This is a genomic window from Bacillus sp. MYb78, from assembly GCF_002975115.1.
Lineage (GTDB): Bacteria > Bacillota > Bacilli > Bacillales > Bacillaceae_G > Bacillus_A > Bacillus_A cereus.
This window is the reverse complement of sequence record NZ_PCOB01000001.1, coordinates 195241-210918: the sequence shown is the minus strand read 5'-3', so window position 1 is coordinate 210918 and position 15678 is coordinate 195241. Positions and strand designations below refer to the sequence as shown.

Below are 15678 nucleotides of genomic sequence, written 5' to 3'. Positions count from 1 at the left end.
AGAGGTGAGGAGGATGGCGCAAAATAAGTATCGCGTTACATTCATTTCGCCGAGTGAGGTTGAGCAGCGAACTGTAATGGCGGCGAATAGTTTGCCAGATTTAATTCGTAAAGTAGAAAGTATTATCGCAGATCCAAACGGTTATTTTGTGAATGATAAAAAAAATAATTGTTATTTTAAAGTGATTAAAGAAAATGTTACGTTTATTCAATATGAGTTACTATTTTCGGATAAGGAAATTCATATTGAAAAATTAAAACATATAGCACCGGTAGTATTAAAACGATTATTCGAAGAAATAAATGACCCGGAATTATATGCACTTGCGCTACTTGATGTTGATATAGCAACGAAAGAATATGTGTTAGCAGAAATGAATTCTGAGCTGAGAATAAGAGTAGAGACCGAGCTTTCGAAAAAATGGGAAGCAATGCCGACGGAAGTTGTAGGAGCACAAGAAGTGTTATTAGAGGCACTTGCTTCGTTTATACAAGAATAATTGTTTTTTTTATAAAATGAATCGTTCGACTATCTATATTTTTTATATAGGTAGTTGACTTTTTCGCTTTTATAAAGCTTAATAATTAGATATACGGAATTAATGGAAGGGGAGCGACATCTTTATGTCACAAGCACAAAGTATTTTATTAGAAAGCGGAACAAATGAATTAGAGATTGTTACGTACACTGTTGGTGAAAACCTATTTAGTATTAATGTAATGAAAGTACGTGAAATCATTAATCCATTCCCTGTTACAACTGTGCCAGAATCTCATCATGCAGTTGAAGGTGTTGTTCAAGTACGTGGTGAAATTTTACCTGTTATTAACTTGGCAATGGCTCTTAATTTAAAGTCAACAAAGCCACTTGATCAAACGAAGTTTATCATCTCAGAATTAAACCAAATGAAAGTTATTTTCCGCGTTGATGAAGTGCATCGTATTCAACGTATTTCATGGGAACAAATTGATGAACCAGCTTCATTATCTATGGGACTAGAAGAAACGACATCTGGTATTGTAAAACTAGATGGCAAAATCATTTTACTATTAGATTATGAAAAAATTGTATGTGAAATTAGCGGCACTGGTTATGACAATAAATCAATTGCAGGGTTAGAACAAAAAACAGATCGAGCTGAAAAAGTAATTTATATTGCAGAAGATTCAGCGATGCTTCGTCAAATATTAGAAGAAACATTATCATCAGCTGGATATACGAAAATGAACTTCTTCAGCAATGGTGCAGAAGCGTTAGCGCAAATTGAAAAATTAGCGAAAGAGCAAGGCGAAAAAATGTTTGAACATATTCACCTGCTAATTACGGATATTGAAATGCCAAAAATGGATGGACATCATTTAACGAAAGTGGTTAAGGATAGTGAAGTAATGAATCGTTTACCAGTCATTATTTTCTCTTCATTAATTACAAATGAATTATTCCATAAAGGTGAAGCTGTAGGAGCAAATGCTCAAGTAAGTAAGCCAGATATTCAAGAGCTAATTGGTTTAGTTGATAAGTTAGTACTTTAAAAGTTTCTATTTAGCCGGAATAGAAGCTCTAGCCAAGTGTTGAGCGGTCAGTGCTTAATAGAGCCCTATGAGATGTTGAGACCAGATATATGGAGTGGTTATAGGTAAGTAGAAGAGCTGGTGTATAACATTTTTCTATTTAGTAGGAATAGAGGAATTACTTATGTAAGGAAGTTTTCAGTGCTTAATAGAGTCTCATGCGATGTGAGTTCAGAGGTATGAAGTAGTTTTAGGTAAGAAGAAGAGAGACTTCGATTGAGGATTTGAAGATTGGGTTTATAACTCTATTCTGTTAGAGAGAGGAAGGAATTAGCCATATGTATCATTGGCTAATTCCTTTTTAGTATTCTATACTCTAACCGGGCAGAAAAATGAAAGGTTTCTGAGATGTTTGGCGCTGTATGTATGAAAAAATCTTCAAATAAAGATTTTTGATTTGAAAATATAAGCAAACGTATTTTCGATGGTTATTTTAGTAATATTTCGTGGTAACGCAAATTTTTTCGGTGAAAAAATATTCAAAATACCATATAATATAATTAAATGTAATTAATATGTAATTTTGCATATTAATAAAAAAACATTTTCCAAATTTTTATACTTTCTATACATTTTTGTATGTTTATTATTTGACAGATAATTTCGAACTGTTATAATATGGATATGTAAAAATTGCTATTTTCTTAAAAGACATGGGAGTCAGATGAGAATTGTGAAAGGATGAGGGGGAGTGGCACAGATTATGTATCACCACACAGCAATTAATGTATTAGGTCTTTTGCAAAACATGTCAAATAATAAAATGAACGATATGCAACTAGAGGTGGAATTAAAAAAAATAGAAAAAGAATTCCAAGTGAAGTATGAAGAATTAGTTGATTTACATAATAGAATGGTATTATTTCAAATAGATATAGAAAAAAATGGCGGGATGCGAGCATATGAAAAATCAGCAATTACATGGCTGAAGTCTGAACTAGAGCTACTGTATGAAGTGTATCAATTTTGTCAACGTCACGGTTTAAACATTTTAAATATTTCAAAATACGTAAGTAAAAATGAACTAAATCTTTTTCCAAAAACAGAAAGTCAATTGCAAAATACGTATTATAAATTGAAAAAACGTGAAATACCGTTTGAAAATATTGAAAAACAGAAACCAGGACGAAAGCGAAAATATATACCAGTAAAAGAGACAATCGTTACAAGAAAACAAGAAAACGAGTACGAATTAAAAGAAGAAATCCAGCATAAAGAGGATGAAAAAAATCTTGTAACAGTTATATCTGGTATTGTTGATAACTTTGAAACAATTAATCAATGTAGTGAAAGGAAAGAAGACGAACTACATCAGTTTATGGAAGGTATTTATAAGCTTTCTAGCATGGCAGCAGGGCGTTCTAGAGAAGCAAAGAATACACGTAGCTTAGAAGGTGAATTGCAGTCGTTACAACTAGAAAATGAAAGGCTAAAACGAGAGAAAGAAGAGCTTGTACAAGATATTAAAGGTATGACGCAGCTTTTAATTCATTTCATTACAAGTTCTGATATCGATCAAATTCGTAAATTACCAACTTTCGTACAAGATTGTAAAATGGAATTACATAAACTAGGGCTATATAATGCACAAGACGGTAAAATGAAAATTATGGTTGATCGTAGCGGACAAGTTATGACCGTAACACAGTAATAAAAATTGGGTACAAAATAAAAGGGAGATACATAGTTTATATGTATTTCCCTTTTATTTTGTATGGAATCGTTCCGAAGAAGGAAGATGAATTTTACGATTGTAGTAGTTTAGAAACTATTTGCGGAATTTGATTCGCTTGTGAAACCACACTAAGGGCAACTGCAGTTAATAATTTGAACTTTAAAAAATCACTTATCTCCTGCGCCATGTCTGCATCTTCAACTTGAGATGCAGTATCTATTAACGCCATACTTTGGCTATTTAAATTTTCAATATTGAACTGTAAACGATTTATCATAGAGCCAAGGTCGGCACGATGAAGTGATACATTTTGTAAAGCTTCTTCAATTTTACGGATTGCCGCTCTTGCTTCTTGTTCTGTTGAAATCTTGATGTCATGTTGTGTAGGGGAAGGGGGAATATGTTTCGTCATATTTATTGTATGACCGATATCGTCTAATGTAATAGGGCGGTTTTGACCGTCAAATACGGATAAATCATTAAACTCAGTCGTCTCGCCAATATAGCCAATTGGTTCTGTTAAAGACTGAAACTCTTTATTAAGTGAATCACGGTTTGTATTTGAATTTGTACCGTTCGCAGATTGAATGGCAAAATCACGCATGTGCTGCAAAATATTCGTAACAGTTTGAAGTGCAGCTTCCGCTGTACGAAGCATTGATATCGCATCCTCATTATTACGAATCGCCACACGCATACCACTTGCTCTCGCATACATACGAGTCACAATTACAATATTAGCGGGATTATCCGAAGCGTGGTTCAACTTCTTACCAGTCGCCAAATGCTCCATCGCAACATTCATACGCTTCTCATTCTCATACAACGACTGCCTAGCATTCATACTTAAAACATTCGTACCAATACGCATAATAGACACTCCTTATAAATTGATATAGTTAGTGTTCTAAAGCTAATAAACGGATATGGAAGGATCAAAGGGTTTGTACTTACTTTATCTTTTTGTTTTCATATACAGGACTAGGCTACAATCAGCTCTGACCGCTTCTAAATATGGATAAATCTTCTCTTCCAGCTAAGGAAAGCATTTAATCTATCTATATAGAAAAAATAAACCTCTCCGCAAGCAGAGAGGTTTATTCATGAAACTAACTCAAATGGCTTATTGTAATAATTTAGAAACCATTTGTGGAGTTTGGTTTGCTTGAGAAAGCATGCTGATACCAGCTTCGTTCAAGATTTTGAACTTAGTCATTTCAGACATTTCTTTCGCCATGTCAGCGTCTTCGATTTGAGAAGCAGCTGAAGCCATAGAAGAAGATTGGCTCTTAAGGTTGTTTACGTTAAAGTCAAGACGGTTTAATGTAGCACCTAGTGTTGCACGGTTAGATGCGATACTTTCTAATGCAGCATCAATTGATGCAATTGCACTAGAAGCATTTGATACATTTTTTGAATAAGTTTGATCTTTAGCAATTGTAGTAGCTAAATCAGATGTAAGGGCATCACCGATTGCTTTTGCGTTAGCAAGACTTTGATCACCATCAAATTTTGTTAATGCTTTTTCAATATTTGTTACTTCTGTAGAACCCATAAAACCTTTTACTTTATCAAAGGCCGCTCTAAAGTCTTGAACGTCTGTTTTAGCAGCAGTTAAATCACCTGTAGTAACATTTAACCCTTTTAGTGTTCCGGCTTTAGCCTTTGCTGTAGCATTTGCAGTACCAACTGCTAGCATATCATCAGCTGTGATAGTGAATGTTTTAGAAGAACTTCCTTCAATACTTAACGTATCAAGTTTTAGTTCTTTCGTAGAAACATTGGATAATTGAATATCAATTTGTTTGTTTGTATCAGCATTGTCAAGTGTTTGAATTGCGATAGATTTTTTAGAACCATCTAATAATTTTTGATCGTTAAATTCAGTGTTTTTAGAAATGTAATCAATTTGATCTTTTAATGCAGCAAATTCTTTATCTAATGCTGATTGGTTTTTATCTGTGTTCGTACCATTCGCAGATTGGTTAGAGATGTCACGCATACGAAGTAAGATGTTAGATACTGAGTTCATTGCTGAGTCAGCTGTACGGATTAAAGACATACCGTCTTGTGTGTTGTTAGCTGCAACTCCTAATCCGCTTTCACGTGCACGCATACGAGTTGCGATTGCAAGACCTGCTGCATCGTCAGAAGCGTTGTTGATACGTTTACCGCTTGATAAACGGTCCATAGCGTTGCTCATTTTAGCTTGGTTTTGGCGCATGTACTCTTGAGTACGCATGCTGTTAATGTTTGTATTAATTCTCATGTTAAGAAACCCCCATTTTTTTATATTGACTTTTCTGCAAATTGAAAAACGGTAATATGCGAAAAAATCAATTTCGAGATTTATTGTAATCCTTGCCACAACGGGTGTCAACTAAAAATTCGAATTAATAAATATAAAAAAATAACAGTTTAACAATATATTCATTTTTTTATTACATAATTATTAAAAGGATTATTGCAAACTTTAAAAAAAAACTCTAATATTAGATTATCTTTGTTTACCGAAAAGGTGATATTATGATAGTTGGAAATATAGTAAAAGAAGTGCTTGCATATAAGAAAGGACAAATTCAGCAAAAGCTAAGTAGTCCACAAGCATTCGTTAGTAGTCGTTTTCAAGAGAAGTTGCAGAGTGAGCCTGCGAAGGAGACGAAAGAAACTACGCAGCCGGCAAACATAGAAGATATGAGTCAGCCGGTACAATCTACGAAAATAGAAGCGGTTGTTAATAAACCCGTAGAAACTATTAATGTAGAGGAAGCGAATAAGCCTGAAGAAAAGGCTGAAACGAAGAAAGCAGATGAAGTGCAAGTTGCGCAAAAAGAGTTTGAACGACGTTTCCCAGAAACGAAAAATGAGGCCGCTGATACGTGGGAATTAACGAAGAAGTATAATATTCAAAAAATACGTTCTTCCAATGAAGGGAAGTATGAGGATATTATTGATCGAGTAAGTCGTACATATGGAATTCCAAAAACGTTAATTCAAAAAATGATTGAAGTAGAGTCTAATTTTAATCCGAAAACGGTATCACATGCAGGTGCGATGGGTCTTATGCAGCTTATGCCAGCGAATGTGAAGGAGATGGGTGTGAAGAATCCATTTTCACCAGCTGAAAGTATTGAAGGTGGCGTGAAAGAGTTAAGCGGTTATTTAAAGAAAAATAACGGCGACTTAGTATTGGCGCTTGCTTCTTATAATGCTGGTCCTGGTAATGTGAGAAAGTACGGAGGCGTACCGCCATTTAAAGAAACGCAAGGATATATTAAAAAAATATTAAATATCGACGTTTCAAAATAAGAAGTTTCATATATAGAGAGAACATGAAATTTTCGTGAACATGATATGGGAGTTGGCTAGATTTGAAATTACAAGATGATATTCCGTTAACAATTTATTTTGAAATCGGAAATACGAAAAAGAAAATTGAAGATCTGCTTCATATTACGAAAGGTACATTGTATCGTCTTGAAAATTCAACGAAAAATACGGTGCGTCTTATGCTTGAGAATGAAGAGATTGGAACCGGAAAGATTTTGACGAAGAATGGGAAGATGTACGTTGAAATCGTTGAATTGAAAAGGTAGGGAAGGGGATTGTCATGAGTGGCGAAAAATTAAGCCAAGAGCAAATTGATGCCCTGCTGAAGGCGGTAAATGAAGGCGAGGAAATGCCAGCTTTCGCACAAGAAGCAGGAAAGCAAGAGAAATTTCAAGAGTATGATTTTAATAGACCAGAGAAGTTCGGTGTTGAGCATTTACGTAGTTTGCAAGCGATTGCTTCTACGTTTGGGAAACAGACGTCACAGACGTTATCAGCGCGTATGCGTATTCCAATTGAACTAGAGCCTTCAACGGTTGAGCAAGTTCCATTTACGAGTGAGTATGTGGAGAAAATGCCGAAAGATTATTATTTATATTGCGTAATTGATCTCGGTTTACCAGAGCTTGGAGAAATTGTTATTGAGATTGATTTAGCATTCGTTATTTATATTCATGAATGTTGGCTTGGCGGAGATAGTAAGCGTAACTTTACGATGCGCAGACCGTTAACAGCATTTGAGTTTTTAACGCTTGATAATATATTCTTGCTTCTTTGTAAAAATTTAGAGCAATCATTCGAAAGTGTTGTTGCGATTGAACCAAAATTTGTAACGACGGAAACAGATCCGAATGCATTAAAGATTACGACAGCGAGCGATATTATTTCATTACTTAATGTAAATATGAAAACAGATTTTTGGAATACGACGGTGCGTATCGGAATTCCGTTCTTATCTGTTGAAGAAATTATGGATAAGTTAACGTCTGAAAATATTGTCGAACATTCTTCGGACAAACGTAGGAAGTATACGTCTGAAGTGGAAGTGAAAGTAAATCAAGTGTACAAACCTGTTCACGTTGCGATTGGTGAGCAGAAAATGACAATGAGTGAGATTGAACAAATTGAAGAAGGCGATATTATTCCGCTTCATACGAAAGTTTCGGATGAATTACTTGGTTATGTAGATGGAAAGCATAAATTTAATTGTTTTATTGGAAAAGATGGAACGCGTAAGGCGCTCCTATTTAAAAGTTTTGTAGAGTAGGAGGATCCATATGAAGCATGAAGTATCTCCCGTGTCATTAATGGGATTAGAAGATTTTGCAGGAAAGCGAAATGAAGCAGGTAAAGCACATATTGATACTGTTTCAGATATTTCGATTGAACTTGGTGTAAAGCTTGGAAAGTCATCTATTACGCTTGGTGATGTAAAGCAGTTAAAAGTTGGCGATGTTCTTGAAGTAGAGAAAAACTTAGGACATAAAGTAGATGTGTATTTAAGTAATATGAAAGTCGGCATCGGTGAAGCAATCGTAATGGACGAGAAATTCGGTATTATCATTTCTGAAATTGAAGCTGACAAGAAACAAGCGGCGCTTATGAAAGCGCAAAGTCAAATGCAAGATAAAGAGTAGAGGAGGAGTCATATGTCGTATATGACGACCTTATTTCAAGTCGTTTTACTGTTTGGTGCGCTCGGTTACGGTGCATATTATATGACAAAAAAGACGCGCAAACAGCAGTTTTTTAAGCAGGGTGAAAATGGCCATATTCAAGTAAAAGACGGCGTGTATTTAAATCATCAAACGAGTGCCTTTTTATTTGAAGTGGACGGAAAGCAAGTGTTCACTGTTATTAGTAATAACGGTGTACAGTCTGTGCAATTAACCGGAACAGGAAATCAGTTTCAACAAGCACTAGAAGACGCGGTGAAGACTGAAACGAAAAAAGTAGAGGATCCATCATGAGAATAAAGAAACAGTTATCATTATTAGCCGTTATTTTCGTATTTTCTATCGTTTTTTCAATTATTTTTGTAAATCCAGCGTATGCGGCCCCGAACGGTTTTATTAATTTCGAAAATGGAAAAGAGTTTACGAGTAATTCAAGTGTACAACTATTTGCGCTCGTTACCCTTTTATCATTATCTTCTTCTATCGTTCTATTATTTACACATTTTACTTATTTTATGATCGTTCTTGGGATTACACGTCAAGGACTTGGGGTAATGAATTTACCACCAAACCAAGTGCTTGTTGGACTTGCATTATTTTTATCACTCTTTACGATGCAGCCTGTACTCGGGCAACTGAAGAGCGATGTGTGGGATCCGATGACGAAAGAGAAAATAACAGTAAGTCAAGCTGCGGAAACGACAGCTCCTATTATGAAAGAATATATGTCAAAGCATACGTATAAGCATGATTTGAAAATGATGCTGAAAGTACGCGGAGAAGAGTTGCCGAAAGATTTGAAAGATCTTTCCTTATTTACACTTGTACCATCCTTTACGTTAACGCAAATTCAAAAAGGTTTACTAACAGGGATGTTCATTTATTTAGCGTTTGTATTTATAGATTTGATTATTAGTACACTTTTAATGTACCTCGGGATGATGATGGTACCGCCGATGATTTTAAGTTTACCGTTTAAAATACTCGTTTTCGTATATTTAGGTGGATATACAAAAATTGTCGATATTATGTTTAAGACGGTCGCCTGAAGCGCTTGATGCTATGTGATAGGAGTCATATAAATGAATACGTCACCAATTATAGATATTTTCCAAACCTTTTTTTATAAAGGGGTTATGATTTTAATGCCGATTGCCGTTGTAAGTCTGATTGTCGTTATTATTATCGCGGTTATTATGGCAATGATGCAAATTCAAGAGCAAACGCTGACGTTTTTACCGAAAATGGCGAGTATTGTCCTCGTTATTATCATTTTAGGTCCGTGGATGTTCCAAGAGTTAACGATGCTTATTTTAGATTTATTTGATAAAATCCCATCGCTATTGCGTTCGTACTAAGATAGGTGAACTGAAATGAATATGGAATTATGGGCGGCGACGTTTTTTGCGTTTTGTCGCATTACTTCATTTTTATATTTTCTACCGTTTTTCTCAGGCCGATCCATTCCAGCAATGGCGAAGGTTACAGTTGGACTTGCTCTTTCAATTACAGTGGCCGATCAAGTGGATGTCTCTCACATCAAGACAGTTTGGGACGTTGCAGCTTATGCAGCAACGCAAATTGTAATTGGTTTATCACTTTCAAAAATTGTAGAGATGCTGTGGAACATTCCGAAAATGGCAGGGCATATTTTAGACTTTGATATTGGTTTATCACAAGCAAGTTTGTTTGATGTAAATGCAGGGTCACAGTCCACTTTGCTATCAACAATTTTTGATATATTTTTTCTTATTATTTTTATTTCACTGGGCGGCATTAACTATTTCGTTGCCACTATTTTAAAGTCGTTTCAATATACAGAGGCGATTTCAAAATTGTTGACGACTAGTTTTTTAGATAGTCTACTCGCAACGTTATTATTTGCGATCACATCAGCGGTTGAAATTGCTCTGCCGCTTATGGGAAGTTTATTCATCATTAATTTTGTTCTAATTTTAATTGCAAAAAATGCTCCGCAATTAAACGTTTTTATGAATGCATACGTAATTAAAATTACGTGCGGTATTTTGTTTATTGCGATGAGTGTACCGATGCTCGGTTATGTGTTTAAAAATATGACGGATGTATTACTTGAAGAGTATACGAAACTATTTAACTTTTTCTTAACGAAGTAGGGGGACGCGCATGGCAAAGGATAATAAAACAGAAAAGGCCACCCCGCAGAAGCGTAAAAAATCGCGTGAAGAAGGGAATATTGCCCGGAGTAAAGATTTAAATAATTTATTTTCCATTCTCGTATTAGCAGTTGTCGTTTATTTCTTCGGAGATTGGCTAGGTTATGAGATTGCAAATTCCGTAGCGGTGCTGTTTGATCAAATTGGAAAAAATACAGATTCAACCGAGTATTTTTATTTAATGGGGATTTTATTACTGAAAGTATCGGCTCCGATATTAATACTCGTATATGCTTTTCATTTATTCAATTATATGATTCAAGTCGGCTTCCTATTTTCTTCTAAAGTCATTAAACCGAAAGCGTCACGTATTAATCCGAAAAACTATTTTACGAGATTGTTTAGTCGTAAAAGTTTAGTAGATATTTTGAAATCACTGTTTTATATGGGATTAATCGGTTACGTTTCGTACGTTCTCTTTAAAAAGAATTTAGAGAAGATTGTTAGTATGATTGGATTTAACTGGACAGCGTCACTTACTGAAATTATTAGCCAAATTAAATTTATCTTTTTAGCCATTTTAATTATTTTAATCATTCTTTCTATTATTGATTTCATTTATCAAAAATGGGAGTACGAACAAGATATTAAGATGAAAAAAGAAGAAGTAAAAAGGGAGCATAAAGATAATGAAGGGGACCCGCAAGTAAAAGGGAAACGAAAAAACTTTATGCATGCAATCTTGCAAGGGACAATCGCGAAGAAGATGGATGGCGCAACGTTTATTGTAAACAACCCGACTCATATTTCGGTCGTACTTCGTTACAATAAACACGTTGATGCAGCACCAATTGTCGTTGCAAAAGGGGAAGATGAGCTCGCATTATATATACGAACGCTTGCCCGTGAACAAGAAATACCAATGGTGGAAAACCGTCCGCTTGCTCGTTCTTTATATTATCAAGTCGAGGAAGATGAGACGATTCCAGAAGATTTATACGTAGCTGTAATTGAAGTTATGCGCTATTTAATTCAGACGAATGAACTTGAAGTATAATAGCGCGTTTGGAGGAGATCTCTTTGTTTAAGATAGATTCTGCAAGAACCTATTTTTCTATCTTTTTAGCAGCGTCATTCGTAGTGGCGCTCTTAATTCCACTTCCACCATTTATACTTGATATCATTATCGTTTTTCTACTAAGTATGTCAGTACTTATTTATATGCGAGCGACAAGTATTAACGAGTGGGATGAATTAAAGTCATTTCCGACGATGTTGTTATTAATCGGGATTTTCCGCGTATCGATTAACGTTTCGACGACGCGAGCGATTTTGACAGACGGAAATGCCGGTCATGTTATTGAAGAGTTCGGCCAGTTCGTAATTGGCGGAAACTTATTAATTGGTATCGTTATTTTTACAGTATTAATCATATTCCAGTTTATCGTTGCAAACGGTGCATCTCGTACAGCTGAAGTAGCAGCTCGTTTTACACTTGATTCTTTACCGGGGAAACAAATGTCTATCGATGCTGATTTAAACCAGCGTATTATTTCAGAAAAAGATGCACAGGCAAAACGTAAAAAATTAAATATGGAAACAGAGTTTTACGGAGCGATGGATGGTGCCGGGAAGTTCATTAAAGGGGACGTTATTTTCGGGATTGTCATTTTATTCGTAAACATTATTTTCGGTTTAATTGTCGGAATGATGCAGCAAGGAATGAGCTTTGCAGATGCAGCTCTTCATTATACACAGTTAACTGTCGGTGACGGAATCGTAAACCAAATCGGTTCATTAATGCTTGCAATTTCAACAGGTATTATCGTAACGCGTGTATTTGACGGCTCACCGGATACAGTAACAGAAGGTATCTTTAAAGAGTTATTAGCGCATGAAGTCGTTGTATATGCACTAGGTGGTTTATTTATCGCAATGGGTATTTTTACTCCGCTACCGTTTCTACCATTCGCACTCGTTGGTGGAACGATTATCTTCTTAGGCATTCGTAATAAAAATCGAATAAAGAAAGAAAAAGAAGACGAGCTCCAAAAAGAATTAGAAATGATTCAAGGCGAAGATGAGCAATTACAACAAGTGGAAGATTCATTCGGAGTATTTACGGATAAATATCCAATTATAGTAGAGCTTGGTTTAGATTTAGCAGCACTTGTAAAGCAGAAAATTAACGGGGAAACAGCTCGTGATAAAGTTGTTCTTATGCGGAAGTCGATTATTACTGACCTTGGTATTAACGTTCCTGGAATTAACTTTAAAGATAATACGAGTTTTAGACCACGTGGTCGTTACATTATTCGTATTAAAGGTGCGAAGGCGGCTGAAGGTGTTTTAAAATCAGGTTATTTATTAGCATTGAAAACACCGAACGTAATGGCTGATTTAGATGCAGAGCCAGCGAAAGATCCAATTTTCGGTGAAGATGGATATTGGATTTTAGAGCATATGGTGCAAGATGCACAAATGAAAGGCTATCAAGTGTTAGAGCCACTTAGCATATTAATTACACATTTAGATGTTATCGTTAGACGTAATCTTCATGAATTAATTCAGCGTCAACATGTAAAAGACTTAATTAACTCGCTTGAAAATGATAATGGCGTTCTATTAGAAGAGATTAAGAAGAAAGAAATTGATTTATCACTCGTTCAAAATGTTATTAAACAACTTCTAAAAGAAGGTATTTCTATTCGTGATTTACCAACAATTATTGAAGGTATTATTGACGGAAAAGAAGTGTATCAAAACCACGTTGACGGTGTGACATCATTTGTTCGTGAATGTATTTCAAAAGTTATTTGTGAAAATGCGAAAAATCCGGACGGAAAAATATATGCAGCGCTCTTCTCTGATTCAATTGAGTTAGATGCGGATGTTGTGAATAATTCATATCAAGGTTACTTATTAAACTGGGATTTAGATTTAGAAACACGTGTCGTTGAGCAAGTGCAACGCGTCTTTAAGCAAGCACGTTTAATGGGAAGAGAACCAGTGTTATTAACACGTAGAAAAGATTTTAGATTTGCGATTGTAAGACTGCTAGAACGTTATCAAGTGGAAGCACAAGTACTTTGTATTAGCGAATTAGCACCAGAAATTGTTGTGGATCAAATTGCCTATATTGAATAGTAGGGGGTGAAGTAATGGAAAGTACAGAAAAGAAAGAAGCGTTAATGCGAATAAAAGCAGCTTCGAAAAATGAATTGTATCGAAAGTTATTTGACCAATATGGTACAGATTATTATTACGTTGTCGATGAAAGTGTAAAACGAAATATACCGTTTTTCTGGAAAAAGGATTATGAAATGTTAGTTGCTTTTCCAGAAGAAAAACAGGAAGAAGTGAATGAAGGTACAGCACAATTTCATGAACAGTTAATGGATGTCGTGAATGATCCTTCAGAACAAATTGTGAAGGCGAATGGAATTCAATCAGTACTGCACAATTTAGAAAACGTAACGACTTCTATGTCATACGCGGCAATGCAAACAGGAAATAGTGAAGAATGGGCAAGAAAAAAAGAAAAACTATTAAAGCTGTTTGAAAAAGGGATTGTCGTGGTGAAACAGACGAAAGAAACGGAAGTACCGAAAAAGAAAAAAGTTGTGAAACAAGTCGTTCCGGTAAAGAAAGAAGAAGTAGTTCCAAAGAAAGAAAATCAAGAATCTGTACCGTTTATTATTCAAAAAGTAATTCGGATGCTAGAACAAAACGATGTAGAACAATATTTCATTTATGCATATGCTGAAAAGTTAAAAATAAAGTTTGAAAATGCAACGATGATTACGGAAGAAGAAGTTATTAGGTACATATTGGAAGATATGAAATCTCATTTCAATACGGAAAACGTCTTTGAAAAAGAAGTACAAACAATTGCATTAATCGGTCCAACTGGTGTTGGTAAAACGACGACGCTTGCGAAAATGGCATGGCAATTTCACGGTAAGAACAAAACAGTTGGTTTTATAACGACAGATCATTCGCGCATAGGGACAGTGCAGCAATTGCAAGATAACGTAAAGACAATTGGATCGGAAGTAATTGCTGTGCGTGATGAAGCTGCAATGACAAGAGCGCTTACGTATTTTAAAGAAGAAGCGCGCGTCGATTATATTTTAATTGATACAGCCGGAAAAAATTATCGTACGTCAGAAACAGTAGAAGAAATGATTGAAACGATGGGACAAGTAGAACCAGATTATATTTGTTTAACGTTATCAGCTTCGATGAAAAGTAAAGATATGATTGAAATCATCACAAACTTTAAAGATATTCATATAGATGGTATTGTGTTTACAAAATTTGATGAAACAGCAAGTAGTGGTGAATTGTTGAAAATTCCAGCAGTATCATCAGCTCCTATTGTATTAATGACAGACGGCCAAGACATAAGGAAAAATATACATATCGCTACAGCTGAACATTTAGCGAAACAAATGTTACAAACATCGTAGAAAAGAGGTGAAGAATAAGGCGCTTGCCTTATTCAAACGAATATGAACGGTCTTTATATAGGTTCTATGGGTATGATGAACTACATGCAGCGAATTAATGTTCATTCGAATAACGTTGCAAATGCTCAAACGACAGGATTTAAAGCAGAAAATATGACGTCTAAAGTATTTGATGTACAAGACACATATCGCCGCGGAGATGGGGTGGTAACAAATATCGGTTCGGTCGATTATGCTGTAGTACCAGCTGCAACACATGTGAATTTAGTACAAGGAAATATACAAATGACAAATAGCGCTACAGATTTCTTTTTAGATGACGGCGCAGCCGGCACAACATCATTTTTCGTTACTTCTAAAAATGATGAAACGTTTTTAACGAGAGATGGTAGTTTCACATTAAATAGTGATCGTTATTTACAAACATCTTCAGGTGCTTTCGTAATGGGAGAGAATAATGAGCGTATTCGTATTCCGGAAGGAGCAAAGGTTGCTGTACAAGCAGACGGTACATTATATGATGAAATAACACAAAATAATATTGCTCGTTTGCAAACAAAAACAGTAGATGCAGAAACGAATGCACGTCTCGTGCAACGTGAAAATAAAAGCTTTACACTAGCAGAAGGAAACATTGCTAATTTACCGAACGGAACAGGAATAGTAAAAAATCATATGCTAGAAAATTCAAATGTAGATATGACGAAAGAGATGGCCGATCTTATGACGGATCAAAAGATGATTCAAGCATCACAGCGCGTTATGACTTCATTTGATAAAATTTATGAAAAAGAAGCGAATGAAATATTGAGATAAAGG

The 15678-nt window shown here is 35.3% G+C and carries 17 protein-coding genes; 15 read left to right on the top strand and 2 right to left on the bottom strand.

Annotation, left to right across the window (positions count from 1 at the left end):
* The first annotated feature begins 13 nt into the window (after positions 1-13).
* From CQ064_RS01095 to CQ064_RS01085, 3 genes are all read left to right on the top strand, one after another.
* Positions 14-499 (top strand): hypothetical protein, encoded by a 486-nt coding sequence (locus CQ064_RS01095; RefSeq protein WP_000068300.1) that lies wholly within the window; start codon positions 14-16, stop codon positions 497-499.
* 124 nt (positions 500-623) lie between these two features.
* Complete coding sequence (locus CQ064_RS01090) at positions 624-1532, top strand: chemotaxis protein (protein ID WP_000075943.1); 909 nt, start codon at positions 624-626, stop codon at positions 1530-1532.
* Positions 1533-2274: 742 nt separating this feature from the next.
* On the top strand, positions 2275-3222 hold the full coding sequence (locus CQ064_RS01085) for a DNA-binding domain-containing protein (protein ID WP_000274695.1): 948 nt from the start codon (positions 2275-2277) through the stop codon (positions 3220-3222).
* A 94-nt stretch (positions 3223-3316) separates the two neighbouring features.
* On the opposite strand, the gene CQ064_RS01080 is transcribed toward CQ064_RS01085, so the two are convergent.
* Both CQ064_RS01080 and CQ064_RS01075 read right to left on the bottom strand, forming a co-directional pair.
* Positions 3317-4117, bottom strand: coding sequence for a flagellin N-terminal helical domain-containing protein (locus CQ064_RS01080; RefSeq protein ID WP_001219698.1), 801 nt, complete (start codon positions 4115-4117; stop codon positions 3317-3319).
* Between the two features lie 252 nt (positions 4118-4369).
* Positions 4370-5515 carry a flagellin N-terminal helical domain-containing protein gene (locus CQ064_RS01075; protein WP_001222355.1) on the bottom strand — a complete coding sequence of 382 codons (1146 nt, stop codon included), beginning with the start codon at positions 5513-5515 and terminating at the stop codon, positions 4370-4372.
* A gap of 257 nt (positions 5516-5772) precedes the next feature.
* Between CQ064_RS01075 and CQ064_RS01070 the strand changes: the two genes are divergently transcribed.
* The 12 genes from CQ064_RS01070 to CQ064_RS01015 all read left to right on the top strand — a co-directional run bounded on the left by CQ064_RS01070 (position 5773) and on the right by CQ064_RS01015 (position 15675).
* Positions 5773-6555, top strand: coding sequence for a lytic transglycosylase domain-containing protein (locus CQ064_RS01070; protein WP_000635235.1), 783 nt, complete (start codon positions 5773-5775; stop codon positions 6553-6555).
* 62 nt (positions 6556-6617) lie between these two features.
* On the top strand, positions 6618-6842 hold the full coding sequence (locus CQ064_RS01065) for a flagellar motor switch protein FliN (RefSeq protein WP_000775712.1): 225 nt from the start codon (positions 6618-6620) through the stop codon (positions 6840-6842).
* Between the two features lie 14 nt (positions 6843-6856).
* Entirely contained in the window at positions 6857-7843 is a 987-nt protein-coding gene (fliM, locus tag CQ064_RS01060; RefSeq protein WP_000012361.1) for a flagellar motor switch protein FliM, read from the top strand.
* A gap of 10 nt (positions 7844-7853) precedes the next feature.
* Positions 7854-8213: a flagellar motor switch protein FliN gene (gene fliN, locus CQ064_RS01055; RefSeq protein ID WP_000680010.1), complete on the top strand. Its 360-nt coding sequence runs from the start codon at positions 7854-7856 to the stop codon at positions 8211-8213.
* A 12-nt stretch (positions 8214-8225) separates the two neighbouring features.
* Positions 8226-8546, top strand: coding sequence for a hypothetical protein (locus CQ064_RS01050; RefSeq protein ID WP_000121178.1), 321 nt, complete (start codon positions 8226-8228; stop codon positions 8544-8546).
* Positions 8543-9301, top strand: coding sequence for a flagellar type III secretion system pore protein FliP (locus tag CQ064_RS01045; protein ID WP_001220582.1), 759 nt, complete (start codon positions 8543-8545; stop codon positions 9299-9301). Before CQ064_RS01050 ends, CQ064_RS01045 begins: the two co-directional genes overlap by 4 nt.
* Positions 9302-9334: 33 nt before the next feature.
* On the top strand, positions 9335-9610 hold the full coding sequence (locus tag CQ064_RS01040; RefSeq protein WP_001098080.1) for a flagellar biosynthetic protein FliQ: 276 nt from the start codon (positions 9335-9337) through the stop codon (positions 9608-9610).
* A gap of 15 nt (positions 9611-9625) precedes the next feature.
* Positions 9626-10387, top strand: coding sequence for a flagellar biosynthetic protein FliR (locus CQ064_RS01035; RefSeq protein WP_001055717.1), 762 nt, complete (start codon positions 9626-9628; stop codon positions 10385-10387).
* Between the two features lie 10 nt (positions 10388-10397).
* Entirely contained in the window at positions 10398-11444 is a 1047-nt protein-coding gene (gene flhB, locus CQ064_RS01030; protein ID WP_001040120.1) for a flagellar type III secretion system protein FlhB, read from the top strand.
* A 23-nt stretch (positions 11445-11467) separates the two neighbouring features.
* Complete coding sequence (gene flhA, locus CQ064_RS01025; protein WP_000472535.1) at positions 11468-13534, top strand: flagellar biosynthesis protein FlhA; 2067 nt, start codon at positions 11468-11470, stop codon at positions 13532-13534.
* A 14-nt stretch (positions 13535-13548) separates the two neighbouring features.
* A complete protein-coding gene (gene flhF / locus CQ064_RS01020; protein WP_000446181.1) occupies positions 13549-14859 on the top strand; it encodes a flagellar biosynthesis GTPase FlhF in 1311 nt (436 codons plus the stop codon).
* Between the two features lie 42 nt (positions 14860-14901).
* Positions 14902-15675, top strand: a complete 774-nt coding sequence (locus CQ064_RS01015) for a flagellar basal-body rod protein FlgG (protein WP_001013959.1) — start codon at positions 14902-14904, stop codon at positions 15673-15675.
* Positions 15676-15678 lie beyond the last annotated feature (3 nt).

What these genes read in the sequence shown, in the direction of transcription:
- CQ064_RS01095 (WP_000068300.1), top strand. Translation starts at nt 14, where the DNA reads ATGGCGCAAAATAAGTATCGCGTTACATTCATTTCGCCGAGTGAGGTT.
- CQ064_RS01090 (WP_000075943.1), top strand. Translation starts at nt 624, where the DNA reads ATGTCACAAGCACAAAGTATTTTATTAGAAAGCGGAACAAATGAATTA.
- CQ064_RS01085 (WP_000274695.1), top strand. Translation starts at nt 2,275, where the DNA reads ATGTATCACCACACAGCAATTAATGTATTAGGTCTTTTGCAAAACATG.
- CQ064_RS01080 (WP_001219698.1), bottom strand. Translation starts at nt 4,117, where the DNA reads ATGCGTATTGGTACGAATGTTTTAAGTATGAATGCTAGGCAGTCGTTG.
- CQ064_RS01075 (WP_001222355.1), bottom strand. Translation starts at nt 5,515, where the DNA reads ATGAGAATTAATACAAACATTAACAGCATGCGTACTCAAGAGTACATG.
- CQ064_RS01070 (WP_000635235.1), top strand. Translation starts at nt 5,773, where the DNA reads ATGATAGTTGGAAATATAGTAAAAGAAGTGCTTGCATATAAGAAAGGA.
- fliM (WP_000012361.1), top strand. Translation starts at nt 6,857, where the DNA reads ATGAGTGGCGAAAAATTAAGCCAAGAGCAAATTGATGCCCTGCTGAAG.
- fliN (WP_000680010.1), top strand. Translation starts at nt 7,854, where the DNA reads ATGAAGCATGAAGTATCTCCCGTGTCATTAATGGGATTAGAAGATTTT.
- CQ064_RS01050 (WP_000121178.1), top strand. Translation starts at nt 8,226, where the DNA reads ATGTCGTATATGACGACCTTATTTCAAGTCGTTTTACTGTTTGGTGCG.
- CQ064_RS01045 (WP_001220582.1), top strand. Translation starts at nt 8,543, where the DNA reads ATGAGAATAAAGAAACAGTTATCATTATTAGCCGTTATTTTCGTATTT.
- CQ064_RS01040 (WP_001098080.1), top strand. Translation starts at nt 9,335, where the DNA reads ATGAATACGTCACCAATTATAGATATTTTCCAAACCTTTTTTTATAAA.
- CQ064_RS01035 (WP_001055717.1), top strand. Translation starts at nt 9,626, where the DNA reads ATGAATATGGAATTATGGGCGGCGACGTTTTTTGCGTTTTGTCGCATT.
- flhB (WP_001040120.1), top strand. Translation starts at nt 10,398, where the DNA reads ATGGCAAAGGATAATAAAACAGAAAAGGCCACCCCGCAGAAGCGTAAA.
- flhF (WP_000446181.1), top strand. Translation starts at nt 13,549, where the DNA reads ATGGAAAGTACAGAAAAGAAAGAAGCGTTAATGCGAATAAAAGCAGCT.
- CQ064_RS01015 (WP_001013959.1), top strand. Translation starts at nt 14,902, where the DNA reads ATGAACGGTCTTTATATAGGTTCTATGGGTATGATGAACTACATGCAG.